Raw genomic sequence first — 24,838 nt, forward strand, 5'->3', positions numbered from 1 at the left:
TTGGGCATTCGGAGGCGTGGAATAGGCCCTTTGAAGGGGCGAGCCCTCGGATGTCAGAGGGTGCTGCGATGCTGTTGGGGTGGCTCCCTGGAATCTTTTGGATCTTGATAAGGCTCTGCGTGTGAGCTGGGCTGCCGACACCTGCTCGCCCGACGACCAGGCTGACTGGCAGCCCAGTAACCCGGCTTGGGGTCACTGCGACATCACGGCCCTGATCGTCAATGACGTCTTCCGCGGCGATCTCGTGGTCGGCAAGGTGTATCTCGGTGCAGTTCAGCGCGGTTTCCACTGGTGGAATCGGTTGTCTAGTGGAGTGGAGCTCGATCTGACGCGCGAGCAGTTCCAGGCGGGACAGTCCATCGAGGAAGCGCGGGTGGTCGAGCGTCCTGTGGGGCCCTTGCCTCGGCGCTGGCAGGAGTACCTGCTGCTGCGTGAGCGTGTGGGCAAGCATCTCGGGGCACTGCCGGAGCCGATCTGATCGGGGCTAACTTCGACGGGTTACTTCAGCTGCGTGAGCGGTTCTCGTGGCACCGGCCAACCACCGATCTGCGGCGGGATCGTGTTGAGGCGAAGGCAGACGCCCGTCTCGTTGCTGACGACGTGGGCGGTGGTGAGCCGGACGAGACGGGCGTGGCCTCTGGGCGCCCGACCGGCCCCGGCTTGCGGCCGGATGGCCAGCGGCCCGAACTCGTCGAACGCGAACATCCGCTGCGGGAAGTTGCTGGTGACATAGTCGAGGCGGGCGAGTTTGGCGTCACGCTGCGGATCGGTGGACGCTTTCCACGTCTTGGTCCGCTGGAAGGTGATCCCGTGCTTGATCAGTAGCTGCCGCAGCCGTTCCCGCCCGATCTCGATCGGGCGGGCGGCCTGTGGATATAGGTAGTCGGCGAGCTTGCGGACGCTCCGTCGGGTGAATGGCCGCCCCCAGGCTTCAGGCGCGTGTGGGCCGTCGCGACGATGAAGGTTTCCCCGTCAGGACTGATCAGGCGGGGACCCGCCCACCGAAGGTCCAGGCTGGCCATCCCCATCTCGTTGAATCGGTGGATGACCTGCCGGATCGTGTCCTCGTCGGCCTGGACCAGGCGGGCGATGGCCTGCTCGCCGCCGGCCGTCCAGCGATGCCGCCAGCCGTAGACCGCCGCGCGGCACCCGCCGCGCATCTGCTGTGCGCGCTCAAGGGCGTGAAGCGACACTCCTTTTAAGTCCTGGCTCCCACCGGACCCGTCGTTCACCTGCGCCTGATACGTACATCCTGTTCGGCGGCGGGATAGTCGGGCAGGGCCGAGGCCAGGGTCGCGACGGTCGGCCAGTCGAACAAGGCTCGCTCCGGCAGGTGTCGGCCCAGTGCCACGCACAACCGGGCCACGGCCTGCGTCGCGAGCACCGAATGGCCGCCGAGGTCGAAGAAGTTGTCGTGCCGTCCGACCTCGTCAAGGTTCAGTACCTCGGCCCACACCTCGGCGATGATCCGCTCGGTTGTGGTGCTCGGCACATCTTCCTCGGCGAGCGATGACGGCGCGTAGCTGGTTTCGTTCATCATTCATTACCCCCTGAACCGGCGACAATGTGGCGTCGAATAGCGAACGGTCGCAGGCTCGCCACCCGTCGGCATGAATTGTGGTCCGATTCGACCGGCGCAGGCAAGGGCAGGCGGGAAGAAGCAGCGGCAGTCGGCCTCTTCCGAAATTTCTGCCGATCCTTCTCTGCGACCACTCAAGCTTCCGTGGCACATTGGCGACTGTTGTCAATCCGCGCCGACGGCTCGGATTGCCGCCGTTATTGAAGGAGCGGTTGATGGTTGGCTTGGCAGAGCTCGCATCCACCCTGCGGGGGCATTCGGCCGTGCGCGATGCCCGGGCGACGACGATACGCCACGATGATCGGGACGCCACGATCGGCTTGGTCGAGTTCTCCCAATACGTGAGCGGGCCGGAGCTTCGAGGCTACGTGTGGGACCGGCTCGGTGCGGACTGCGGCTTGGACGGTGTGCTACTCGTCGACGCCATGCCGCTCGCCGGCGACGCCCTCGACACCGAGTACATCCGTTCCGCCGTCATCGCCGGCACGTGCACCCTCTTCGAAGGTCCGGTCGACGGCATCGAGGAACGGCTCCTGTCGATCTGGACCGGCACCATGAACCTGAGGTGGATCGGCGTGCACGACGACTTCCTGGACCTCGGTGGCGACTCGATGGTCGCGGTCGAGATTCTCTCGAAGATCGAGGAGGAGTTCGGCGAGGCGCTGGACGTCTACGACTTCATGAGCACCTACAGCATCAGAGGCGTCGCCAGCCTCCTGCGTGGGCGCCTGGTGCTGCAAGGGCAGTGAGTAGGCGAGACGTCTTCATGATCGGCTCGTGGAGCATGGTGCGACGGGTGGCGTCGACCCCGCGCTTTGGTCGCCGTCGGGGGTGTGTGCCACGACCCGGTCGATCAACTGGATCCCGATCTGGTTGTCGGTGGTCGATGCCGCGGTCACCACCAACCGCGATGATCAACTCCGACACGATCCCGGACGGGCCCTCACCCCCGGACACCGACGGGCGCGGGTGCCTTCCACGCCCGCAGGAACGGACCGATCAACGCCCACCGCCCATCGGCGAGATCACTCAGATACGCCGCACGTTCTCCCACGACCGGCCCCACGTAGCCACCAGACCCCGGTCATCACCGCCAGCCGGATCCTCACGACATTGAGTGACGCCAAATCACAATAATTTACCGAGATCTTCCCCATGTTTACTCAAGCCGCAAGGCCAGCTATAACCTGTCAAACCGCCCTCTAGTGAATCGAGGCTACTCCGCCCGGCTCGGCGTCCCGCTCGCGTTCGCCCGCCTGTTGGCTGAACGGCGGAACGGTGGTTCAATGAGATTGGCGTTCATCTTTCTATCGACCGTATACTCCCGACATGGTCCGAGTCGAGTTCCGGGTCCTTGGAACATTGGAAGCCGTGGTCGATGGTTCCCCCGTGCCGATAACCTCGCCGCGGCAACGTATAGTACTGGCCAATTTGCTGATGGCTGCCAACCATGTCGTGACCGTCGACAAGCTGATCGGCGCCGTTTGGGATGCTTCCCCGCCGCCCAGCGCGCGTGGTCAGATCCAGATCTGCATCTCCGCGCTGCGCCGGGCTCTCGGCAGCCCGGAGATCATCGATACCAACCCACTCGGCTACTCCATCCGGGTGGCCCGCCAGCAGCTCGACTACCTCGTGTTCGACGACGCCCTCGCCCAGGGCCGGTCCGCCGCGGCCAAAGGGCGGCTGGACGAGGCGCTGACACACCTGAACCGCGCGATCGACATCTGGTCCGGCCCGGCGTTGGGTGGAGTGCCCGGGCGGGCTGTGGAAGTCGTCTCCCACCGTCTGGAGGAGCGGCGGATCATGGCGCTGGAGGACCGCGCCGAGATCCGTTTGGGCCTGGGCGGTCACCGGGAGCTTGTCGAGGAGTTGGTCGCGTTGACCACGGAGTACCCCCTGCGGGAACGCCTATGGGGGTTCCGGATGCTCGCTCTCTACCGGTCCGGACGTCAGGCTGAAGCGCTGGCGACGTACCGTACGGCCCGCACCAAACTTGTGGGCGAACTGGGCATCGAACCGAGTCAGTACCTGCGCAAACTGGAACGCGCGATTCTCAGCCAGGACACCAGCCTCAGCGGCGACGTGGACGACAGACGTACCGGGACCGCCAGCAGCTTGCACCGTCCGCAGGAGTTGCCCGCCGATTTGCCGGACTTCGTCGGCCATGCCGCGCTGATCGACGCCCTCACCGCCGCCTTGACCAGCGGGGACGCCAAACGGGTACCGATTGCGGTCGTCACCGGCGCACCGGGCTGTGGCAAGACCTCGCTGGCCTTGCACGTCGCACACCTGTTTCGCACCGAGTTCGTCAACGGCAGCCTCTACGCCTGCCTGTACGGGAGCACCGCGCAGCCACGCTCGACCGACGCGGTGCTCAGCGACCTCCTGCACGGGCTCGGCGTCGCCGCGGCGGCGATCCCGGTCGAGCCCGGGCAGCGGATCAACCTGCTACGCAGCCAGATGGCGACGCGACGGCTGCTGATCGTGCTGGACGATGTCGGCAGCGAGGACCAGATCGCCGACCTGCTCCCCGGAGTGCCGGGTCCGGCGGTGCTGATCACCAGCCGCCGCAGGCTCGCCGGCATCCCGGGCGCTCGGACCGTCGATGTCGACATGATGTCGGCCGACGAGAGCCTGACCCTGCTCGGCCGAATCTGCGGGGAGCAGCGGGTCGCCGCGGCGCCCGACGTCGCGGCGGAGCTGGCCCAGATGTGCGGCGGCCTGCCCCTGGCCGTGCGGATCGCCGGGGTCCGGTTGGCCGCACACCCGCACTGGGCGGTTAGCACCCTGCTGGACCGGCTGCGCGACGAGCGGTCCCGGCTGGACGAACTGTCCCACGGCGACGTCGCGGTCCGCACGCTGCTCGCTGATGTGTACGAGTCACTCACCGTACCGGCGCAGACTCTCTTCTGGCTCCTCAGTGCACTGGAGATACACGAGTTCAGCGCCTGGACCGCAGCGGCTCTGCTGGACTGCGATACGAAGCGGGCGACGGTACTCCTGGACGAACTCGCGGACGTCTGGCTGCTGGAGGCCCACTTCTCCGCGCTCACCAGGCAACCCCGCTACCGATTCCACGAGCTGGTGCGGGTGTTTGCGAGCGAGCACCGGCTGGCGCAGGACGACAGGGGGGAGTGCATCGACGCGGTCGCGCGGTCGCTCGGCGCCCTGCTCGCCTTCGCGGAGGAGGCTCATCAACGGATCTACGGGGGACGCTTCGCGGTGCTGCACGGAACGGCGCCCCGGTGGCCCGGCGCACGTGCCGAGTTCGATCGGTTCCTCGGCGATCCGACGGCCTGGTTTGACGAGGAGCGCATCACGCTGGAGGTGGCCATCCGCCAGGCGGCGGAGCTGAAGCTGGACGAGTTGTGCTGGGAGCTGGCCATCGTTTCGGTCACCATGTATGAGAGGCGCGGCCTGTTCGCCGAGTGGCGTGCGACGCACAACATCGCGCTGGAGGCCACCAGCAGGGCCGGCAATCGCCGGGGCGAAGCCGCCGTGTTGGCGTCGCTCGGCTCGCTGGGCGTCGCCCAACACGCCGAGGACGACGGCGAGAACCTGCTGCACGCCATGGGGTTGTTCGATGCGGCCGGCGATCAGGCTGGGGCGGCATTGACGCTGCGAAACCTTGCCCACCTGGACCGCATCCAGGGCCGGACCAGCATGGCGGTGCTGCGTTACGAGCAGGCCCTGGAGAGGTTCCGGACAGTGGGCGACCTGGGCGCACAGGCTCACGTACTGAGCGGACTCGCCCGTAGCCACCTGGATCTCGGTTCCCCGGAACGGGCCGAAACGCTGGCGAAGGAGTCGCTCGCACTGGGTGAACAGCTCGGTAACCGGCGCCTTCAGGCGCAGGCGTTGTACCGGCTCGGTGAGGTATTCGCCGAATCGGGGCAGGCGCTGACCGCAAAGGCCGTCTTCCAATCGGCACTGGATCTGGCTCGGGCGCAGGACGATCGCGTCGGCCAATCCTATGCCCTTAACGGCCTTGGCGGTGCCATGTTGGAGCAGAACGAATTCACCGCGGCGGAGATTCATTTCAGCGAGGCCGTCGAAATCTGCCGAATGACGAACGAGCGGAATGTGCACGCACACGCCCTGTTCGGGCTCGGCCGGGTATACATGGGCCGGGGCGAGTTCGATACCGCGGAACATTTCTTCGTGCAGGCCGCGAACGCATTCGCAATGCAGGAGAACGGTCCGTGGCACTCGCGCTCCCTCGAAGAGCTGGGCGCATTGCGCCGAGCCGCCGGCCGGCTACCGGCGCGGAGTAGAAACGAGCCGACCGGAGAGATCACCGCTACCGGTTGACGGCTGCGGACCGATCGCAGCAAGGGGCCAGCAGATCCACCACGACGCGACGTTGGCCAGCGTTCGCCACGGCCAACGCAGCAGGTCGGCAGCAGGCAGCCCGGCAGGGCGGGACAGCACGACCGCGCATTCACCCAGGACCAGGGCCACGCTCGGCCTCGTCGGCGCGTGGAAACGTGCCGGCGCCGTCGGTCGGCGTGGTCGGATGGGCGTGCGCTGACGCCATCCGTGAGGGGGGATTGGCTCGGCGGGCGACCACGAATGCCGAATCGCCGCTGGTCGCGGCGCTATTGCCGCTGATATCCGGTTCGCCATCGACCAGATGACGGCATGGTGCCGCCCGCCGTGCCGCTGCCCGGCGGTCCTGGCTCAGGTGGACCGCGCGTACACGCCGCTGCTGAGGTATTTCAGGCCGGAATCGACCAGCAGGGTGACCACCGTCGCGTCTGGTCCCAGGCGTTGTCCGATCCGGATCGCGGCGGCCACGTTGCCTCCCGAGGAGGTGCCGGCGAACAGGCCCTCCTCTCGGGCCAGGCGCCGGGCCATCGCCTCGGCGTCTACGGTGGAAACCGGAACGACCTCGTCCACCAGGTCGGGATCCCACATCGGCGGGGTGTAGCCAATACCGATTCCCTCGATGCGGTGGGCACCGGGCCGGCCACCGGACAAGACCGCGGACTCCGCGGGCTCGGACGCGATGATTTTGACCTGTGGTCGATGCCTTCGCAGCACCGTGCCCACCCCGCGGAGCGACGCCGCGGTGCCGATCGACTGGACGAAGGCGTCGACCCGCCCGCCGGTCTGTGACCAGATTTCCTCACCCATCGGGTGGTAGCCGGCGATGCTGTCGGTGTTGTTCAGCTGATCCGTCCAGTAGGTCCCCGGCTCGCGGCCGATGGTCCGGGCCGTGTCGATCATGGCCTGGATGAGTTCCTTCGTGATGAGCCGCCCGGGGCTCGGGATGACCGTCAGCTCGGCGCCGAACGCCGCCATCTGGATCAGCTTGTCCTCACTGAAGGCGTCGGAGGTTACGATCCGCAGCCGGTAGCCCTTGACCGCGGCGACGAGGGCCAGGGACGCTCCGGTGCTGCCGCCGGTGTATTCGACGATGGTGCCGCCGGGCCGCAGCCGGCCGTCGCTCTCGGCTGCGCCGATCATCGCCCGCGCCATGCGGTCCTTCATGCTCCCGGTGGGATTCTCGCCCTCCACCTTCACCAGCACCCGGGCGCAGCCGGGTGGCACCACCCGGCTCAGCTCGACCAGGGACGTGTTTCCGATCGCTGCCAGCACACTCATGCCACCATGCTCGCTTCCCTCAGCACCCGGTGGGCCAGCGTGCGACCGGCGTGGCGCAGGGCGGCCAGGTCGAGGTCGACCAGTCGCCCGTCGCGCTTGACGAGGCGGCCGTCCACGATGACGGTGTGCACGTCGGCTGGGGTGGCGTTGGTGACGGCCGCGGCGGCGGACGGCGAGGGCAGTCCATTCAAAAGGACCAGGTCCGCGCGTTTGCCTACCTCGATCGTGCCGACGAGCTGGTCGAGGCCGATCGCCCGGGCACTGTCCAGGGTCGCGGCGGGGAGTATCGCCGCGGCCGGGAGCATGGTGCCGGTGCGCAGTCGTTCGGTGCGCAGAGTGTCGCGCATCGGCTCGAAGAGGTCGGCGGGCGCGTTGACCACCACGTCGGTGCCTACGCCGGGGCGGGCACCGGCGTCGCGTAGCCGCCCGTACGCGGACGTGCCGTGCCCCATGGTGGCCTCGACGACGGGTGTGACGGTGACTCCGGCGGCGGTGTCGGCGAGCATCTTGGCGTCGTCGGCCGTGATCGCGTTCAGGTGCACGAGGTTGACGTGCGGGCCGAGCAGGCCCGCGTCGTAGAGCGCCCGGACCGCTGGTCCGGCGGCGTGCATGGAGACGGTGACACCCATGTCGCGGGCGAGCCGGACCGACCGCACGGTGTCGTCGTGGTCGCCGTACTCCATGCCCGCGACGGCGAACCCGGCGGTGACCGTGGCGGGACCGCGCTGGACCCGCCGCGCGTACGCCTCGTGGTCGGGGTGGACCAGGCCGACGACGGCGCGGATGCCAGCCGCCGCGTAGGCGTCCCGCACCGCGTCGGTGTGCGTCTCGGTGGTGGTCGTGTTGCTCCAGTCGAAGACGGTGGTGATGCCGGCGTCGAGCGCCTCGGCGGCGCCCAGGAGGGTGGCCAGCCCCGCGTCGTGTGGTGTGTAGCCGGTCAGTATCGGCCCGAGCACGGTGGCCAGGTAGTCGGGAAGGGTCATGTCTGCGCCGGCGCCACGCAGCGGCGCCTGCCAGACGTGCCGATGGCTGTCGACGAGCCCGGGCATGACGATCATGCCGGCGGCGTCGATGACCGTGGTGCCGGGCGCGCCGGTCAGCCCCGGCGCGAGTGCGGTGATCACGCCGCCGTCGACCAGCACGTCGGTCTCCGGCCGCTCCGCGCTGCCGTCGCCGGGCACCACGTGACCACCTTTGAGCAGGACTTGCGTCACCGTTACCTCCCTATAAAGCTTTCCGAAAAGCTATCGGAAAAGCTTTCTTCAGCGCAAGGCGGTATCCTCGCCATGTGAGCAGAGACACCACGGACGTGACCGCCGAGGCATGGGAACGCGAGCTGCCCGGCGTCGTCGGCGACGAGCTCCAGCTGGCCAAACGCGCCGGGCGGCTGGCCGCCATGTTGAACCAGCGGGTCGAGCCCGAGCTGGCCCGGCTCGGGCTGACCAAAGCCGAGTACGAGATCCTCGCCGTCCTGCGGGCGTCCGGCTCGCCCTACCGGCTGCGGCCGTCCGACCTGGCCCAGCGGCTCGTGCTCTCCTCCGGCGGCACCAGCAACGTGCTGCGCCGACTGACCGCCGCCGAGCTCATCGAGCGGGAAGAAAACCCCGAGGACGCGCGCAGCTCCTGGGTGCGGCTGTCCCCGCACGGGATCAAGACCGCCGAAGAAGCGGTCCGAGCGGCCACCGCCGCCCAGACAAAGGTGCTCGACCCGGTCCCGCAACAAACCAGACGAGCCGCGATCGACGCGCTTCGCGCCCTGCTCATCGCGCTCGACGACACCGCCTGACCCCAGACGCGAGGGCTCAGCCCTCCGCCGGTACCCACTCCTGCCACCGGCCAACGGAAACGAACCCGGCCCGCGTGTACAGCCGCTCGGCCATCGCGGTCGACTGCAGGCTCGCGGTGACGAACCCGCGGTCCCTGGCCCGGGCGAGCGCACGACGCAGCACCACCGTGGCCAGACCCCGCCGGCGGGCCGACTCACGGGTGGTGACGAACGAGACGTTGACGTCCGTGCCGACCGGGATGAGCACCAGTCCCGACTCGTGTCCCTCGGTGACGAACGTCCACAGGCCCGGTACACCCCGCAGCAGGGCGGGGTCCACCTCGGTGAGCTCCGCGACGACCTCCGGCGCCACCTCCTCCAGCACGCCGTCGTCGGCGCCGCCCGACAACGGCACGTCGCGCAGGTCGCAGCACATCGGCACGGTGGTCATATCCCGCCGCAGCCCGGCTGCCTCGATCACCGCGGCGGTCTCCTCGTCCGCGGACCAGACCGCATACTGCACGGTCCCGGCGAACACCGCCAGCGCCGCCGGCAGCGCGTCCGGACGCAACAGGACGGCGTTGTTGAGCACCGGGTAGCGGGCAAAGCGTGCCGCGACGAACCCGTCACCACGCACGACCTCCGCGTCCCGGTGCGGCGCCGCGAGCGCCTGCCACGACCCGATCAATGACATGAGGTACCGCTCGAACGAAACCGTATCCCGCATCCCAGTTCCAGGCAGTGACGATCAAGTGAGTCAGCGACCCAAAGGATACGCGGGCGGCCGACAGGTCGCCTGACCGGACTCACCCGCGTACACCGGGACCCGCACCTCGACGCGAAGTCCGCCGGCGCGGCCCGGTGTGAGTGTCAACGCTCCGGCGTGGGCGGAGGCGACGGCATCCACGATGGCCAGACCCAACCCGTGCCCGCCGGTCGCCGCGGTGCGGCCACCGGCGCGGTGGAAGGCGGTCCGCAGGCGGGGCAGGTCGGCGGCCGGCACCTCTGGACCGGAGTTCTCCACGACGAGGACCGCCACGCCGTCGTCGCTGGTGAGTTCTACCTCGACGTGGCCGTTCGGGGTGTTGTGCCGCGCGGCGTTCTCGACGACGTTGCGCACCAGGAGCTGGAGCAGTACCGGGTCACCTTCGACGCTGACCGCGGTCAGCCGTGCCTGCACGTGCAGCTCGCCGCCCGACAACGGCTGCAGGTGCGCGTCCACCAGCGCCGCCACATCGACCAGATGACGCTGGCCGAGGCCATGCTGGGTGCGGGCAAGTTGGAGCAGCGACGTGGTGAGCTGCTCGCATCGCCCCGCCGCCCGCTCGATCCGGCGCAGTGCCGATCGGTAGTCCTCGATGGACGCGGCTGGCCGCGCGAGTGTGACGTCGACGGCCGCGCCGATGACCGCGAGCGGCGTGCGCAGTTCGTGCGAGGCGTTGGCGACGAACAGCCGCTGCGCGTCGAAGGCACGCTGGAGCCTGTCGAGCATGGCGTCGAACGTGTACGCCAGCTCGGCCAGTTCGTCGCGGGCGCCGGTGTAGCCGATGCGCGCGCCGAGCGAGTCGGCGGAGAGCCGGCTCGCCAGGGTGGCGATGTCGCGCACCGGGCGCACCGCCTGGCCTGCGGTGAACCAGCCGAGCACCAGCGTCGCGGCGGCCATCGCGGCAAACGCCACGGCGGACTGCCACAGTGCGGTGGCGAGTACGTCGGCCTGGACCGCCTCCTCGATGTCGACGATCACGTCGGATCCGCCACCGGCCGTCGCCCGTTCGAGGTCCTCGGGTAGCGGCGTCGCGCCGGGCCGGGCGAGCTGCCACCGGACGAGCAGGTACGTGAGCGTGAGCAGTGCGGCGCCGCTCAGCGCGAAGAGCCCCGCGTAGAGCAGCGTGAGCTTGACCCGGATCGTCAACCGGGACCGGATCGCTGGTGGTTTCATCGCAGCCGGTAGCCGCAGCCGACGACGGTCTCGATGGCTTCCGGCTCGCCAAGCTTGTGCCGCAAATTTTTGATCACCGTGCGAACGGCGTTGGTGAACGGGTCGGCGTTCTCGTCCCACACCCGGTCCAGCAGCTCCTCGGCGCTGCACAACGCACCATCGCGGCGCAGCAGCTCGGCCAGAACACCGAACTCTTTGCGGGTCAGCCGGATGAAGCGGCCGGCCCTGCTCACCTCGTGCCGGGCCTGGTCGAGGCGGATGTCGCCCCGGCTGAGCACACTGCTGGCCGGCGCGGCCGCCCGCCGGCCCAGCGCGACGAGGCGGGCGACGAGCTCCACGAACGCGAACGGCTTCGGCAGATAGTCGTCGGCTCCGATGAGCAACCCGTCGACCCGGTCGTCCACGGTGCCGGACGCGGTGAGCATCAGGATCCGCGCTGGTGACGCTGACCGGTGCAGAGCCCGGCACACGTCGTCGCCGTGCAGCACGGGCAGATCGCGATCGAGGACGACGACATCGTACGGCGTGGTGAGCGCCTTCTCGACGGCGCGGGCGCCGTCACCGGCGACGTCCACCACGAAGTGCTGGTCGCGCAGGCCGGCCGCGATGAGCTCCGCCAGGTCGACGTCATCCTCCACCACCAGTACGCGCATGGTCCCCCTCCAGGTTGCCACAGCCACCGCAGAGCGGTCGCCACCAGCCAGTCTGCCTGCGGCGATGTGTCTTCCGTGTGTCGGACCGCGCCCCGCTGCCGCCACCGGTGCACGTGTTTTCTGGCCAGGCGGGCACCGACGGGCGCCCGAACCGGACATCCCGCACAGAAGGAACACGAATGACGTACCAGTTTTCCCGTCGGGCAATGTGCCGCGCCTTGCTGCTCGGCAGCGCCGGCCTCGTCGCCGGCTGCAGCACGCCGCAGCCGGCCGCCCCGCCCGGTAGTACCGCCGAACCGCGCGCGGTGCCTGCGGTCGACGGCATCGTGGCCGCCCTGCGGGACCACCCGGTCGTCGCGATCGGCGAGACGCACGGCAGCCTGGAGTTGCACGACTTCCTGCTCACACTGATACGCGACGCGCGGTTCGCGGCCGCCGCCCAGGTCGTTGCCGTCGAGGTCGGGGCCACCGCTCAACCCGCGATCGACGCGTATCTGGACCGCCGGCTCGGCGACAAGGCGCTGCTCGCCACACTACGCAACAGCATCTTCAGCGACAGCGGCGCGGCCGACCCGCGTACCGTCGATCTCTATCGAACGGTGCGGGACGCCAACGCCGACCGCGAGCCGCATCACCGGACGCGGATCCTCGCGGCGGACGCTCCGTTGTCGTGGCAACAGGTGCCGGCCTCGGACACCGTGGACAAGGATCGGGAGGCCGCGATGGCCGCCGTCATCGGCGCGGGCGCGCTCGACCAACGACAGCGGGTGCTCTGGGTCGTCGGCGGCGCGCACCTGGCGACGCAGGCAGCCAGGGGTGCGCTGGAGCGGCATGCAGGTCAGCCCATCTACACACTGTCGCTGTACACCGGCTTCGGTCGCAGGACCCAGGAGCTGGAGGGGCGTACCGCAGCTTGGCCGGTCCCCGCGGTGGTACCGACCCGGGGCACCTGGCTGACCGGCGTCGACCAACTGGGCAACCCCGGCGCACCCGGCGACGTCATGCAGCCTGTCGACCCGCCGGCACGCGGCACGCAGCCGCTGCCGGGCACCGGGCTACCCACCCAGCCCGTCCAGCCCACCCTGGCCGACGTGGACGCGCTGCTGTTCCTCGGACGGTGCGGCGGATTGCGCCCCATGCTGCCACCACGCTCCGTCTTCGCCGACCACACCTACGCCGCTGAACTCAACCGCCGCTCACGCGTGATGTGGGGCCGCGACTTCGACGTGGATGCATACTATGCCGCCGCGTCGGCCCAGTTCGGCGGCCGATGTTGAGCACGGCGTCACGCAGACCCAGCCCGGGTCGGCCCCGACGAGCCAGCCGCATCCACGCGCACGGCGGCCAAGCGGATGCCGGGTGCCGGTCACGACGCGCGGGCCGTTGGCGCCAGGGTGCGGAACGTCTGCCGGTACACCGTCGGCGAGACCCCGATCGCGGCGGTCAGGTGCTGACGCAGCGACGCGGCGGTGCCGAAGCCGGCCTCGGCAGCGACCTGGTCGACCGGCAGGTCGGTGGTCTCCAGCAGACGGCGGGCGTGTTCGACCCGCTGCCGCGCGAGCCACTGCACGGGTGTCATGCCGACCTCGGCGCGGAAGCGGCGCGAGAACGTGCGTACGCTCATGCGGGCGTGCCGGGCCAGTTCGGCGAGGGTGATCGGCCGGTGTAGCTCTCCGAGTGCCCACTGCCGGGTCTCGGACGTCGTCGCGGTCGCCGGCTCTGGCACCGGACGGTCGATGAACTGCGCTTGGCCGCCCTCGCGCCAGGGCGGCACGACGCACAGCCGTGCCAACCGGTTGGCGACCGCGCTGCCGTGGTCGCGGCGTACCAGGTGCAGACACAGGTCCACGCCGGATGCCACGCCGGCCGCGGTGAGCACCTGTCCGTCGTCGACGAACAGCACGTCGGCATCGACCTTCACATTCGGGAACGTGCGCTGGAAATGATCCGCATTGTTCCAGTGCGTGGTGGCAGGCCGGCCGTCAAGCAGCCCGGCGGCGGCCAGGACGTACGAGGCTGTGCAGATGGACACGATCCTCGAATCCGGCCGCAGCCGGCGCAGCGCCGCCGTGACCAGCTCGGGCAGCCAGTCCTGGTCGTCCTCCGGGTCGCACACGAAGGGCGGTAGCACCAGTGTGTCGGCCGTGTCGATCACCTCTGGGCCGTGCTGGACGGCCACGGTGAAGTCAGCGCTGGTGGCGACTGGATTGCCGTCGACGCTGCAGGTGACGACCTCGTACAGCGGCTGACCGTCGGAACCGGCAGCGGTACCGAAGATGCGGACCGGAATGCTCAGCTCGAACGGGTACACGCCGTCGAGCGCCAGGACGACCACACGATGCATGGCCAGATCCTTTCACATATTGGCGATCTGGCCACTCGAACCCGGGCCGCCGCTCCGGCAGGGTGGATCGCGCACACCGAAGACGAACAGAAAGGCATACGATGCGTGCGATCGAACAGGACCGGTTCGGCGGGCCGGAGGTCCTCAACCTGGTGGAGGTCGACCGCCCCGAGCCCGGCCCGGCGGAGGTACTCGTCCGGGTCCACGCGGCCGGGGTCAACCCGACCGACTTCTGGCACCGCGCGACCGGAGGCCTGCTCGGCCAGCCGGTGCGGCTGGGCTGGGACCTGTCCGGGGTGGTCGAGGCCGTCGGTGTCGGCGCCGCGCTGTTCCGCCCCGGTGACGAGGTCTTCGGCATGCCACGGCTACCGCAGGCGGCCGGCACCTACGCGGAGTACGTCACGGCGCCATCGCGCCATCTCGCTCGCAAGCCCGCCGGGCTGTCCCACGTCGAGGCGGCCGGTCTGGGGCTCGCCGGGCTCACCGCATGGCAGGCCCTCGTCGACGTCGCCGGTGTCCAGCCGGGCCAGCGCGTACTGGTTCACGCGGCCGCGGGCGGCGTCGGCCACCTCGCCGTGCAGATCGCCAAGGCGCGCGGCGCGCACGTGATCGGCACCGCAAGCGCCGCCAAGCACGCGTTCGTCCATGGGCTGGGTGCCGATGAGGTCATCGACTACACCACGACGGACTTCGCCAAGCGCCTCCACGACCTCGACGTCGTCATGGATTCGATCGGCGGCGAGTACGGGCCGCGCTCGCTGCGGACCTTGCGCCCAGGCGGCATCCTGGTCGCCCTCGCCTCGCCGGCCGAGACGTACCTGGAGGAGCAGGCAGCCCAGCAGGGCAAGCGCGCCCGATTCATGATCGTCGAGCCGGACGCTGCCGGGCTCACGTCGCTCGCCGGCCTGGTCGGCACGGGGCAACTTCGCGTCGAGGTGGACACAGTGCTGCCCCTCGACCAGGTCGCCAAAGCCCACGAGATCGGCCAAACCGGCCGCACCAAAGGAAAGATCATCCTGACGCTCTGACCTCCTGCGTCAATCCGGGCGACAACCCGACTGAACGCGGTCGCACCGCGTCGTCCGCCACACGTGAGTGCTCACCTCGCCGGGAGAGGGGATCAACGTCGATTCCGGCAGACTAGATGAGCGCGTAACGCCCTCCCTTGCTGAGATCACGTCACTGGGTCATGGGGAGCTTGCGATACTCCGCAGTGCGGACAGATAGCGTAAGGTCATCGCGCGTTGCGCGAGATGGGAAAGAGGTTCGGCTAGCCGCAACAAACGCGAACTCGGCCGTGAGAATGCTCGAATCGAGAACCAGACCCGGTTGTCGAGGTCACGCGTCACAACGAATTCCTCCTCACCGCTTTCCGGATGTCCGGACAGCGTGCCGTAGGCGAACCCATTCGCTTGTCGTTCGTTGACCACGTAAACGATCCGACACGGCGCTTGGATGCGGAAACCAGCAACTGGGAGCTCAAGAGAAACGTTGGCGCCGGCGTTGACGGGAATGGCAGATGACGAGACTGCCAGACCGGCCCTTCTGTGCATCTCCAGGCAAAGGAGAGCATCTGAAGCCTTGTTGAATGAGGCATCGCCCAAGCCGATCGCCTCAACAAGGGAGATGTGACGGTAACCGCGACGGGGCTCGCGGCCAGCAGTTCCCGGGTTGGAGTAGGTGAAGTCTCTACCTGAAAGTTCGTCAAGCGATGCTGGCCGTATTCTGATCATTATCAGAGCATACCAATGCGATCAGATGCAATGGTCCATGAATGTGTCGCTTTGTAGACGCGCTGCGCGCGGTGGTGGCCCATCTTGGCTCTACGAGACCCGCCTTAAGATGGACAGCGGCTACGGCGTGGCCCGATCGGCTGGAGCACGACGTCGGCGGTGGTTTGCGCCCGCCACTTCGGGTTCAGCCGTACCGGGAGGGCGGGCGCCTGCCACGCCGTGGCCGCGAGCGAGATCGCCCGAGCGCGGCGGGGCGGCGGGCCGGGCGTCAGGTCACCGTTGAGAAAGGCGGCCAGCATCCGTGACATGGCCGGCTTGCCGATCAGCCGCCCGTGGGTGGCCGCGACCTCGACCAGGGTGATCTGCGTGGACCCCGGCGGCGGCGGGAGGACCAGGGTGTCGATGGCCGGCAGGAACGCGACCATCCGCACCCCGGGCACCGGGCAGAGCATCTGGTTGCGGTAGAGCGGCGCGTTGTCCAGCAGCGAACGCAGGAACGGCGCGTCAGCGTCGTGCCCGGCCGTCCAGAACAACCCGCGCAGCAGCCATCCCGTACCGATCCCCCAACCTGCGTTGGCCCCCCTCGGCGGGTAGTAGGCACGGCCAGCCCGGACCAGCGGGCTGACCAGGACCGCGCTGTCCACCCCCGGATGCGGCCCGCGAGAAAGGTAGTAACGCACAATCATGGCTCCTTCGCTCTCCCCGACGATCGCCACCGGCCGGCCGGTGGCGGCGTGTACCCGCGCCACCTGCTCGCCGAGGAGCCGAGCCGAGTTCGGGATCGACTGGTAGGTGTCGACGGCGGAGTATGGGCGGGCCCGGCCGTCGGCGTCGAGGCCCCGATAGGAGAAGCGCAGCACCGGCCCGGCCGGCGGCGCGGGGTCCCCGGCAAAGGCGGACTCGTGACCGGCAATGAAGATCACGATGTGCCGTACCCGGGACAGCTCGGGGCTCGGCGGGAGCACGTCAGTCTGACTGCGCAGCGCCGCGCGGTCGCCAACCACCAGGCCGACGACGGCCAGGACGGCGACGAGCGGGGCCACCGGGACCAGTCGCCAGCGCATCCGCTCCTGGCGCACGTCGGCCCGGACCAGCCGTTGCCAGAGCAACCCGTTGACCGCCCCCACCACGCCGGCCGTCAGCGCTGCCCAGAAGGCCGGGGTGGCGGCAACGAGGACACCGCCGACGGTAAGGGCCGCGAAGTTGACAAGCGTCCAACCGATCAGGCGGAGCGGCGGCAGGCCGTGCCACCAGCCCCGCACGATCCCGCCGGGCAGCACGAACGCCGCCAGGATCACCACCGGCACCAGCAGCCCGAAGAAGATGGGGGCCAGCGAGAACTCGGCGGTGACCACGTCCAGCGCAGCCCACGGCAGCAGGATCACGACCATGGCCATGGTGAAGAGCAGGCTGCGCCCGACCAGCCGGCGCAACGCCGGCCGGGGACGCTCCTGGGGCCAGGCGAGCGCGACGTACCCAGCGCAAAGCAGCCCGCGTACGACGACCACCCCGACCAGTGCGGCGGCAAAGCCCAACCAGCCGTGGTGATAGACGAGCACCCAACGCAGATCATGGAACACGCTGTACGGCCAGATGGCGCTGGCCTGCGGCGTCATGGCCCGGGTAAACAGGTAGCCGACGGCGGTCATCATTGCCGCCTCCGCCGCGGGTGGCGCCGCGGTCAGCACGAGGAGCAGTGCCAGGCGCACCCGCGCACGCTGCACGTTCCCTCCTCTCGCCCGCAATGGCGGCGTTGCCGGGTACCCCTCCTGACGCCCGCCATTCCCCGGTCGCTCGCGCCGCCCGGAATTGGCCTCGGGCGACCTTATGGTGGGGATCGTCCGCCATCCCGACCCGGTGCCCTGCCCCAACTGCACGGCGAACAGGCACGCCATGGCGGCGATCGCTTCGCGTTCGTCGTCATCGCTCACTGCTGACCGCCTCCGGGTCTGGTTCGCTCGTGCCGGTCGATGATCTGGTGGAGGGCGGCGCGCGCTGACGGTGGCGTCAATCGCAGTGGTTGCGGGGTGAGCGGGCCGGCGATCAGCGCCTGCCTGCGGCCGGCCTCGGCGCGTGCCAGCTCGACGTGGGTGTCGGTGCAGGTGATGTTGGCGCAGGCGGCCTCGCAGCGGTCCAGGCTGGGCCGGTTTTCTGAGGATCAGATAGTCGGGCCGACCATCGGTAGGATCGCCTGTCGATGAACGCCGACGCCAGAATCGACATGATCGCAATCCCGGCAGGCCGGGTGACCCTGTCGGACCGACGGACGTGTTCCAGCTGGCCGGTCGAGCTCGCGCCGCACTGGCTCGCGGTGGTCCCGGTTACCCAAGCGCTCTACGCCCAGATCACTGGTCAACGGTCGAGCACGCCGGCGGATGACCACTTGCCCGTGGCCGGCGTGTCCTGGCTGGAGGCGGTCAGGTTCTGCAACGCCTTGTCGCGATACGAGGGTTTGGCCTGCGCGTATCAGCTTGACGGCAAGGATGTCGAGTGCGACGCGACCACCGACGGGTACCGGCTCCCGACCGAGGCGGAGTGGGAGCACGCGTGCCGAGCCGGTACGACCGGTCCCCGGTACGGCCCGCTGGACGACATCGCGTGGTATCGCGGCAACTCCCAGCAGCGGCCCCACCCGGTCGGCGGTAAGCAGGCGAACGCGTGGGGCCTGCGGGACATGCTGGGCAACGTCTGGGAGTGGTGCTGGGACATCTACGACGCCGAGGTCTACGGCACCTACCGGGTTCTGCGTGGCGGGGGCTGGTTCGACGAACCCTGGAGCTGCCGGGCCTCGGTACGACGCCGCAGCCATCCCACCCTGCGCATCGACGACCTGGGATTCCGCCTCGCCCGCTCCATCCCGTGCTGACGGGGCCGCAGGCGAGATCGCTGGCGAGGCGGTTCAGGCCGGGCTAGGTTCTGTCTTGCGGATCATGAGTCCCGCTCGTTGAGCCTGTAAGGCTCGAGGTGATCTCTCGAACCACGAGTGGGCTGTGCTGGCACCGTTGTTGCCGGCGCAGCCCGTACGGGGTGGCCGGTGGCGGGATTACCGGCAGGTCATCAACGGGATCTGCTGGGGGGACGTGGGCCGGTTGGAGGCCCACGTCCCCAACGACCAGATCGCCAACCGGAATTTGTCACCGTGCGGACAACGGCATTATGGCCGAATTCTAGTGACCGAGTGGCCGATCCCGCTCCACATCGATCTGTTCAAAAATTTATGTTGATCGATTTAGTGACTCTCGAAGGACAAGCATGCGTAAAGTCACTCGGCTCCGCCGGCTCGGCCTCGTCTCAGCAGCGGTGGCGCTCGGCCTGGCAACCACACCTGTGGCCGCGTACGCCGACGGCTATGACACCCCTCGCAGCGCCACTGTCGACGGGGCGGGCAGCACCTATGCGGCCGGGAAGGCGGCGGCCGAACAGCGGGCCCGGGCGGCCGTCCTTGCAGTGGGCCACGACTGCACCCCCGGGCAGTACGATACATTTCTGACCTATATGTCCCCCGGTGGCGGCACGTGGGTCTTCCGGTCCACCCACCAGGCGATGTGCGTCGATTGACCAAGTGTCGGCCTGATCGGCCTAGGGTCACCTCCCGTGGCTGGGCGTCGCCCAAGCACGCAGGCGCGAACCGGACCGCCTTGCGGGACAAGGGCATCACCACGATCATCCCCGAGCCCAACGACCAGATTGCCAACCGGAAGCGGAACCTAGACCGCTCCCCAGTGAAGGGACAGGCCAGTGGCGGCCCGGTCGGCGGTGATCTGCATCATGCTTCCCAGCATCGTCGCCCGGTCCGCCACCAGGGCCGTCCCGTCGGGCGCGTACGTGATCCGGTCGCTGACCAGCACCGGCGCTCCCTCGTCCTCGTCCAGATGCCGGGCTACGTCCGCGTTCAGCACCTCCGGCCGGATCGTCTCCGCCGCCCGGGCCACCACCACCCCCAGGTCGGCCAGGGCCGCGTACAGCGACGTGTCGGTGAAATCCACGTCGCGCAACCGGTCCGCGTGCGGCTCGCGTACCCAGGAGATCTGATGAATGGCGCGGCGACCAGCGAACGCGCGGACCCGCTCCAGGCGCAGGCCCGTCTCGGCCTCGCGGACCCGCAGCCGGGCAGCGACGCGCGAGGGCACGCGGCGCTGTGCGCGGGAGATCACCGTCGTGCGGACCTCGTGGCCCTGCTCGCGCAAATCGTCGTCGAAGCTCCGCAAAGCTCCCAGCTGGTATGCCGCATGGGGCGGTGCGACAAAGGTGCCCTTGCCGGGCTGCTGGACGATAAGCCCCTCGGTGCTCAGCTCGCGCAGGGCCTGCCGCAGCGTCATCAGAGTGACGCCGTACTCCGCGCTCAGCTCGCGTTGCGGGGGCAACGCTTCGCCCGGCACGTAGTGACCGTCGCGGATCTTTGCGGCGAGGTCGGCGGCGATGGCCCGATAGCGTGCCACTGTTCTCCCTCCCGCTGCGTCGGTTTTTCCGCTTCCAGGATCGGCGACTTGCGCTGATCAATGCGCTCCGGTGTTACAGATCAGCGGCAGCCGCCGATCTTGAGGCGCGGCTGTCGCTGATCTGCGGCCACCGCCGATCATCGCACGGGGGCCACCAGAGACAGCGCGGCCCGCAGCGACGCCACGAAGGCACCGACCTCGGCGGGACCCGCCCCGTCGAGGATGCGCCGCATGACGGCCGCCCCGACGATGACCCCGTCGGCGACCGCCGCCGCCTCGGCCGCCTGCTCCGGGGTGGAGATGCCGAAGCCCAGCAGCACGGGCAGGTCCGTGACCTGCTTGAGCCGGGCGGCCAGAGCGGCGGCCGACGGTGCGAGCCGGTCGCGTTCGCCGGTCGTGCCCATGACCGAGATCGCATACACGAAGCCCTGGCTGCGCTGGCCGATCTCGGCGAGCCGGTCGTCCGGCGTGGCGGGCGAGGCGAGCAGACTCACCTGGACGCCCGGCACCTCCAACCCGGCCAACTCGTCGAGGGGCAGGTCGGGCACGATCAGCCCGGTCACCCTGGCCGCCGTCAGCGCGTCGCCGAACCCGGGACGCAGCGCGATGTTGGCGTATGTGCTGGCGATGAGGGGGATGTCTATCCGCACTTTGGCGAGATCTTCCAGGACCGAGGCGGGCGTCGTGCCTCGGGCGAGCGCCGCGTCCGAGGACTCCTGAATGGTGGGACCGTCCACCGTGGGATCGGAGAACGGCAGCCCGACCTCGATCAAGTCGGCTCCGGCGTGCTCGAAGGCGCTCAGGTACGCCGTCCAGCCCGGCACGACCCCGCCGGTGATGTAGGGCATCAGCAGCTTCATGCGAGGTCCGCCTCCGCGATCAGGGTGGTGATGTCCTTGTCGCCGCGCCCCGAGAGCGTGACGAGCACGGTCGATCCGCTGGGCAGCTCCGGCGTACCGGCGGCGCGGACGACCCAGGCGACCGCGTGGGCCGATTCGATGGCGGGCAGTACGCCCTCCGCCCGCGCGAGCCGGACGGCGGCCGCGACCGCCTCCCCGTCGGAGACGGTGACATACCGGGCGCGCCCCAGATCGCGCAGGTACGCGTGCTCGGGGCCGACGCCGGGGTAGTCCAGCCCAGCCGCGATCGAGTGCGCCTCCTTGATCTGCCCGTGCTCGTCCTGGAGGAACAGCGACTGGAAGCCGTGCAATACGCCGATCTCCCCGTTCGCCGCGCCGGAGCCGCCCTCGGCTTCCACCCCGACGAGCTTTGCCGATGTCTCGACGAATCCGGCGAACGTGCCCGCCGCGTTGCTGCCGCCGCCGACGCAGGCGACCACGTAGTCGGGGGTGGCACCGGGCAGTTCGGCCGCGCACTGCCGCCGGGCCTCGTCACCGATGACGCGCTGGAACTCGCGGACCATCGCCGGATACGGGTGCGGACCGATGACCGAGCCCACGCAGTAGTACGTCTCGTCGGCGTCTGTCACCCAGTGGCGCATCGCCTCGCTGGTGGCATCCTTCAGCGTACGGCTGCCGGTGGTCACCGCAACGACCTCGGCGCCCAGCAGCCGCATACGGAAGACGTTGTGCGCCTGGCGTTCCACGTCGCGTTCGCCCATGAACACCTTCACCGGCAAACCCAACAGGGCACCGGCCGTCGCCGTCGCGACGCCGTGCATGCCCGCCCCGGTCTCGGCGATCAGGCGCGTACGCCCCATGCGCCGGGCCAGCAACGCCTGTCCGAGCACATTGTTGATTTTGTGTGATCCGGTGTGCGTCAGGTCTTCCCGCTTGAGCAGTACCGTCACGCCGAGCTCGGCCGACAGCCGCAGGGCCGGCGTCAGCGGGGTCGGCCGTCCCGCGTACGCCGACAGCAGCGCGGCGAGGCTGCCGCGGAAGCCGGGATCGGCCCACGCCTCCGAGAAGGCCTCGGCGACGGCCTCGCAGGCGGGGATCAGGGACTCCGGCACGTACCGCCCGCCGTAGCTCCCGTACCGCCCCGGAACGACTGTCGGCCGCACTGTTATAGAACTCATGCAAGAGTTATAGAACAGTTGGGTTCACTCTGGCAAGGTGGTCCGGACGAGCTCGTTGACACGTACAGGCTCAGGTCTGTCCCACTGCAGCCCGGCCGCCTGCTACTCCGAACTCCGCACCCCCGTCTCCGGCTGCCACCCAGCTGCTCGACCGTCGGCCGGACCACGTCGGCTCTGCCGTCGAGGTCAGCCCGCCCGGTCCGCCTCATGGTCGGCGAACAGTCGGGCCATCGCTGTCCGGTTACGGACGCCCAACTTGCGGTACACGCTGCTCAGGTGCGTCTCGACGGTCTTCGGGGTCACGTGCAGTTCCTGGGCGATCTGGTGGTTGGTCCGTCCGCTCAGGGCCAGCCGGGCCACCCGCCACTCGCCGGCGGTCAGTGCACCGTGCGGCGGTTCCGCCGGCGTAGCGGACTCCGCCAGCTCGGCAGCCACCCGCCGGGCCAGGCCCTCGGCGCCGCACGCGCGGGCGATCTCCAGCGCCTCGGTCGACGCGGCGAGGGCCGCCCCCGGGTGGCGCAGGCGCACCGACCTGCCGTACGCGTGCAGGGCCTCAGCGAGCTCCAACCGCGCGGGACTGGTTCGCAACACCGCCACCGCCTCGGCGAGCAGCTCGGGCGCGACCGGTCCGCCGGTCACCGTGGCCATGGTTCGCAGCGCGGCACCGAGGGTCTGCGGGGCACCCCACCGCCGGGCCAGATCCAGCTCCTCCAACGCCAACGCCCGAGCCTCGTCATGGTGCCCGAGCGCGTGCCGCGCCAGGGCGGCCACCGATCGCCACGGATGCGCGGCCGGGTTCAGCCAACCGTCCGTCATGAGCAGCCGACCGACGTCCTCGGCGCGGCGGACCGCGGCCTCCGGCAGCCCGTTGGCCAGATCGAGTCGCGCGGCCAGCAAGTCCAGCCGGCTGCGCTGGGCCGGCCCGGGCGGATCGCCGATACCGGCCCAGGCCAGCGCGCGCGCCGCGGGCGTCAGCTCGTCACAGGCCAGGTGGAACTCGGCGAGAACCGAGCCGGCGTACACCCGGGTCAGCGTCGCCGGAGCGACATCGATCACCGCGGCCGCCTCCCGGGCCGCCGCTCCGGCCTCCTTGAGCTTTCCCTGCCGCAGCAGCGCGTAGGCGCGGAACGTGCCGGTCATCGCGACCAGATGCGACTGGCCGCTCTCCCGCGCCGCGGTCGACGCCCGGTCCAGCCAGGACAGTGCGTCGTCGTGGTCGGCCTGGATCAGGGCTAGGTAGGCCAGCAGCGCCGACGAGGCGCCCTGGTCCGGGGCGGCGGCCAGTGGGCCGTCCAACACTCGCAGGGCCGCGGCGACCGAGGCGTCCCGGTCCAGCTCGATGACCGCGGTCCACAGGGCGAGGAACGCGTTCAACCGGAACCGCACCTCATCGCTGAGCTCCGGCGCGGCCCGCAGCACGGCCAGGTGCCGGGCACCCGTGTGTCGCAGGTCGAGGTCGGCTGCCGCCGCGGCCAGGATCACGGTTCGCAGGCGGTGGTCCAGGTCGGCGGGCGTGCCGCCCAGCTCGGTCAGGGTCCGTTCCAGCAACGAGATCGACTCGGCGTTGCGGCCGGCGAGAAACGTGGCCCGGCCCAGCAGCTCGACGATTCGGGCCCGTTCGACGACGCCGCCGGCCAGCGCGGCGGCCCGGCGCAGATACGTGATCGCGGTCGGCCAACTCACGCCCTGGGCGCAAGCTGCCGGCCTTCCGGAATCAAGTTCGGCGGTCAGCTCCGCGGTGGCCGGCGGTTCCTGGATCGCCCGTTCCAGGAAAGGTCAGCGCCGAGCGCGGCGATGCCCGGCTGAGGGCGTGGTGGGCGGCGGCCACCAGGATGCGCACCACCCAGGCGTCCCCAGCGGGCAGCGTCGCGAGCAGGTGGGTGGCGACCAGCGGCACCGGCTGCCCGGCGGCGTCGAGCAGCTCCGCGGCCCGGCGGTGCAGACGGCTGCGGTCCACCGGCGGGGTGACGGCGTAGACGGCGTCGCGGGTCAGCGCGTGGCCGAACGTCACGGGGTGGTCCGGGCACAGGATTCCGGCCGCGATCAGTTCGGCCAACCGGTCGGGCAGGCCCGTCGGGTCGCCGGTCAACCCGACCACCAGGGCCGGGTCGGCCTCGTCGCCGAGCACGGCGGCGGCCCGGGCCAGCTGGACGGCCTCCGGCGTGAGATTGGCGAGGACGGCCGGTATCCGGTGCTCCAGAGCGGTACCGGCGATCGCCCGCAACGTCGCCTCGTCGCCGTCGGCGGCCGCCCCGCCCGCCGCCTGTGCCGCGTGCGCCAGCTCCCGGACGAACAACGGGTTGCCCCCGGTCAGGGCGTGACAGGCCGCAGACAGCCGGGGGCAGGCCCGGCCGTCGGTGACGGACCGGACCAACTGGGCCACCGCGTCCGGCGTGAGCAGGGCAGGCCGCAGTATCGTGCTGGCGGGGCCGGTGGCCAGCTCGACCCGCTCGCCGGGCCGGCCGGCGAGCACCACCGCGAGCGGCAGGTCGGCGAGCCGGGGGCCGAGCTGGACGAGGAAGCGCACCGACGCGTCGTCTGCCCAGTGCAGGTCGTCGATGACCAGCGCCACTGGGCCGGCGCCGGTGAGGTTGACCAGCAGCTGGTACAAGGCGTTGGTCGCGGTCAGGTCGCCGGGGGGCGGCCCGGCCAGTTGCGCGTCGAGCAGCGCGGCGGCGCGGTGGGCGGCACCGCGCAGCAGCCGGAACCCGCTCGGCGGTGTCGGCGCCCATCAGCACCGG

At 69.9% G+C, this 24,838-nt stretch carries 24 protein-coding genes; 8 read left to right on the top strand and 16 right to left on the bottom strand.

Features of this window, described 5'->3' with window-relative positions:
• Positions 1 to 79 precede the first annotated feature (79 nt).
• Positions 80 to 478, top strand: a complete 399-nt coding sequence (locus MCAG_RS27275; protein WP_007076175.1) for a hypothetical protein — start codon at positions 80 to 82, stop codon at positions 476 to 478.
• A 20-nt stretch (positions 479 to 498) separates the two neighbouring features.
• On the opposite strand, the gene MCAG_RS36445 is transcribed toward MCAG_RS27275, so the two are convergent.
• The 3 genes from MCAG_RS36445 to MCAG_RS27285 all read right to left on the bottom strand — a co-directional run bounded on the left by MCAG_RS36445 (position 499) and on the right by MCAG_RS27285 (position 1,540).
• Positions 499 to 705: a hypothetical protein gene (locus MCAG_RS36445; RefSeq protein WP_369751341.1), complete on the bottom strand. Its 207-nt coding sequence runs from the start codon at positions 703 to 705 to the stop codon at positions 499 to 501.
• Between the two features lie 113 nt (positions 706 to 818).
• On the bottom strand, positions 819 to 1,232 hold the full coding sequence (locus MCAG_RS36450; protein WP_007076176.1) for a helix-turn-helix domain-containing protein: 414 nt from the start codon (positions 1,230 to 1,232) through the stop codon (positions 819 to 821).
• Complete coding sequence (locus tag MCAG_RS27285; RefSeq protein ID WP_007076177.1) at positions 1,229 to 1,540, bottom strand: phosphopantetheine-binding protein; 312 nt, start codon at positions 1,538 to 1,540, stop codon at positions 1,229 to 1,231. The genes MCAG_RS36450 and MCAG_RS27285 overlap by 4 nt, the downstream gene beginning before the upstream one ends.
• Positions 1,541 to 1,731: 191 nt before the next feature.
• Here MCAG_RS27285 and MCAG_RS27290 point away from each other — a divergent pair, with 191 nt between their 5' ends.
• Together MCAG_RS27290 and MCAG_RS27295 are read left to right on the top strand one after the other, a co-directional pair.
• Positions 1,732 to 2,328: an acyl carrier protein gene (locus MCAG_RS27290; RefSeq protein ID WP_157548287.1), complete on the top strand. Its 597-nt coding sequence runs from the start codon at positions 1,732 to 1,734 to the stop codon at positions 2,326 to 2,328.
• Positions 2,329 to 2,908: 580 nt separating this feature from the next.
• Complete coding sequence (locus tag MCAG_RS27295; RefSeq protein ID WP_007076179.1) at positions 2,909 to 5,890, top strand: BTAD domain-containing putative transcriptional regulator; 2,982 nt, start codon at positions 2,909 to 2,911, stop codon at positions 5,888 to 5,890.
• A 369-nt stretch (positions 5,891 to 6,259) separates the two neighbouring features.
• On the opposite strand, the gene MCAG_RS27300 is transcribed toward MCAG_RS27295, so the two are convergent.
• Together MCAG_RS27300 and MCAG_RS27305 are read right to left on the bottom strand one after the other, a co-directional pair.
• Complete coding sequence (locus MCAG_RS27300) at positions 6,260 to 7,186, bottom strand: PLP-dependent cysteine synthase family protein (protein WP_007076180.1); 927 nt, start codon at positions 7,184 to 7,186, stop codon at positions 6,260 to 6,262.
• Positions 7,183 to 8,400, bottom strand: coding sequence for an amidohydrolase family protein (locus MCAG_RS27305; RefSeq protein ID WP_007076181.1), 1,218 nt, complete (start codon positions 8,398 to 8,400; stop codon positions 7,183 to 7,185). The genes MCAG_RS27300 and MCAG_RS27305 overlap by 4 nt, the downstream gene beginning before the upstream one ends.
• A 74-nt stretch (positions 8,401 to 8,474) precedes the next feature.
• Between MCAG_RS27305 and MCAG_RS27310 the strand changes: the two genes are divergently transcribed.
• Positions 8,475 to 8,972, top strand: a complete 498-nt coding sequence (locus tag MCAG_RS27310; RefSeq protein WP_007076182.1) for a MarR family winged helix-turn-helix transcriptional regulator — start codon at positions 8,475 to 8,477, stop codon at positions 8,970 to 8,972.
• Positions 8,973 to 8,988: 16 nt separating this feature from the next.
• On the opposite strand, the gene MCAG_RS27315 is transcribed toward MCAG_RS27310, so the two are convergent.
• From MCAG_RS27315 to MCAG_RS27325, 3 genes are read right to left on the bottom strand one after another with little or no spacing between them, the layout of a single operon-like run.
• Positions 8,989 to 9,678, bottom strand: a complete 690-nt coding sequence (locus tag MCAG_RS27315) for a GNAT family N-acetyltransferase (protein WP_007076183.1) — start codon at positions 9,676 to 9,678, stop codon at positions 8,989 to 8,991.
• 30 nt (positions 9,679 to 9,708) lie between these two features.
• The gene (locus tag MCAG_RS27320; RefSeq protein ID WP_083802369.1) at positions 9,709 to 10,890 is read right to left on the bottom strand and encodes a cell wall metabolism sensor histidine kinase WalK; all 1,182 of its coding nucleotides are present in this window, start codon (positions 10,888 to 10,890) and stop codon (positions 9,709 to 9,711) included.
• Positions 10,887 to 11,543, bottom strand: a complete 657-nt coding sequence (locus MCAG_RS27325; protein ID WP_036375512.1) for a response regulator transcription factor — start codon at positions 11,541 to 11,543, stop codon at positions 10,887 to 10,889. Before MCAG_RS27325 ends, MCAG_RS27320 begins: the two co-directional genes overlap by 4 nt.
• Before the next feature lie 179 nt (positions 11,544 to 11,722).
• Here MCAG_RS27325 and MCAG_RS27330 point away from each other — a divergent pair, with 179 nt between their 5' ends.
• Entirely contained in the window at positions 11,723 to 12,820 is a 1,098-nt protein-coding gene (locus MCAG_RS27330) for a hypothetical protein (protein WP_157548289.1), read from the top strand.
• 89 nt (positions 12,821 to 12,909) lie between these two features.
• On the opposite strand, the gene MCAG_RS27335 is transcribed toward MCAG_RS27330, so the two are convergent.
• Positions 12,910 to 13,887, bottom strand: coding sequence for a GlxA family transcriptional regulator (locus MCAG_RS27335; protein WP_036375516.1), 978 nt, complete (start codon positions 13,885 to 13,887; stop codon positions 12,910 to 12,912).
• Between the two features lie 101 nt (positions 13,888 to 13,988).
• Here MCAG_RS27335 and MCAG_RS27340 point away from each other — a divergent pair, with 101 nt between their 5' ends.
• Positions 13,989 to 14,915: an NADP-dependent oxidoreductase gene (locus tag MCAG_RS27340; protein WP_036375519.1), complete on the top strand. Its 927-nt coding sequence runs from the start codon at positions 13,989 to 13,991 to the stop codon at positions 14,913 to 14,915.
• A gap of 159 nt (positions 14,916 to 15,074) precedes the next feature.
• Here the strand turns inward: MCAG_RS27340 and MCAG_RS31555 are convergent, their stop codons facing one another.
• Positions 15,075 to 15,620: a DUF1990 family protein gene (locus MCAG_RS31555; RefSeq protein WP_083802370.1), complete on the bottom strand. Its 546-nt coding sequence runs from the start codon at positions 15,618 to 15,620 to the stop codon at positions 15,075 to 15,077.
• Positions 15,621 to 15,724: 104 nt separating this feature from the next.
• On the bottom strand, positions 15,725 to 17,344 hold the full coding sequence (locus tag MCAG_RS27345) for a triacylglycerol lipase (RefSeq protein ID WP_050778102.1): 1,620 nt from the start codon (positions 17,342 to 17,344) through the stop codon (positions 15,725 to 15,727).
• Between the two features lie 473 nt (positions 17,345 to 17,817).
• Here MCAG_RS27345 and MCAG_RS27350 point away from each other — a divergent pair, with 473 nt between their 5' ends.
• Both MCAG_RS27350 and MCAG_RS27355 read left to right on the top strand, forming a co-directional pair.
• Positions 17,818 to 18,486: a formylglycine-generating enzyme family protein gene (locus MCAG_RS27350; RefSeq protein ID WP_036375522.1), complete on the top strand. Its 669-nt coding sequence runs from the start codon at positions 17,818 to 17,820 to the stop codon at positions 18,484 to 18,486.
• A 386-nt stretch (positions 18,487 to 18,872) separates the two neighbouring features.
• Positions 18,873 to 19,178: a hypothetical protein gene (locus tag MCAG_RS27355; RefSeq protein WP_007076192.1), complete on the top strand. Its 306-nt coding sequence runs from the start codon at positions 18,873 to 18,875 to the stop codon at positions 19,176 to 19,178.
• A 149-nt stretch (positions 19,179 to 19,327) separates the two neighbouring features.
• Here the strand turns inward: MCAG_RS27355 and MCAG_RS27360 are convergent, their stop codons facing one another.
• The 5 genes from MCAG_RS27360 to MCAG_RS27380 all read right to left on the bottom strand — a co-directional run bounded on the left by MCAG_RS27360 (position 19,328) and on the right by MCAG_RS27380 (position 24,708).
• The gene (locus MCAG_RS27360) at positions 19,328 to 20,059 is read right to left on the bottom strand and encodes a GntR family transcriptional regulator (RefSeq protein ID WP_007076193.1); all 732 of its coding nucleotides are present in this window, start codon (positions 20,057 to 20,059) and stop codon (positions 19,328 to 19,330) included.
• Positions 20,060 to 20,196: 137 nt separating this feature from the next.
• The gene (trpA, locus tag MCAG_RS27365; protein ID WP_007076194.1) at positions 20,197 to 20,919 is read right to left on the bottom strand and encodes a tryptophan synthase subunit alpha; all 723 of its coding nucleotides are present in this window, start codon (positions 20,917 to 20,919) and stop codon (positions 20,197 to 20,199) included.
• On the bottom strand, positions 20,916 to 22,097 hold the full coding sequence (gene trpB, locus MCAG_RS27370; protein ID WP_007076195.1) for a tryptophan synthase subunit beta: 1,182 nt from the start codon (positions 22,095 to 22,097) through the stop codon (positions 20,916 to 20,918). Before trpB ends, trpA begins: the two co-directional genes overlap by 4 nt.
• 186 nt (positions 22,098 to 22,283) lie before the next feature.
• Entirely contained in the window at positions 22,284 to 23,780 is a 1,497-nt protein-coding gene (locus MCAG_RS27375) for a LuxR family transcriptional regulator (protein ID WP_007076196.1), read from the bottom strand.
• Positions 23,781 to 23,811: 31 nt separating this feature from the next.
• Positions 23,812 to 24,708: a hypothetical protein gene (locus tag MCAG_RS27380; RefSeq protein ID WP_007076197.1), complete on the bottom strand. Its 897-nt coding sequence runs from the start codon at positions 24,706 to 24,708 to the stop codon at positions 23,812 to 23,814.
• Between the last annotated feature and the right edge of the window lie 130 nt (positions 24,709 to 24,838).

Origin of the sequence: Micromonospora sp. ATCC 39149 (assembly GCF_000158815.1) — a bacterium.
Lineage (GTDB): Bacteria > Actinomycetota > Actinomycetes > Mycobacteriales > Micromonosporaceae > Micromonospora.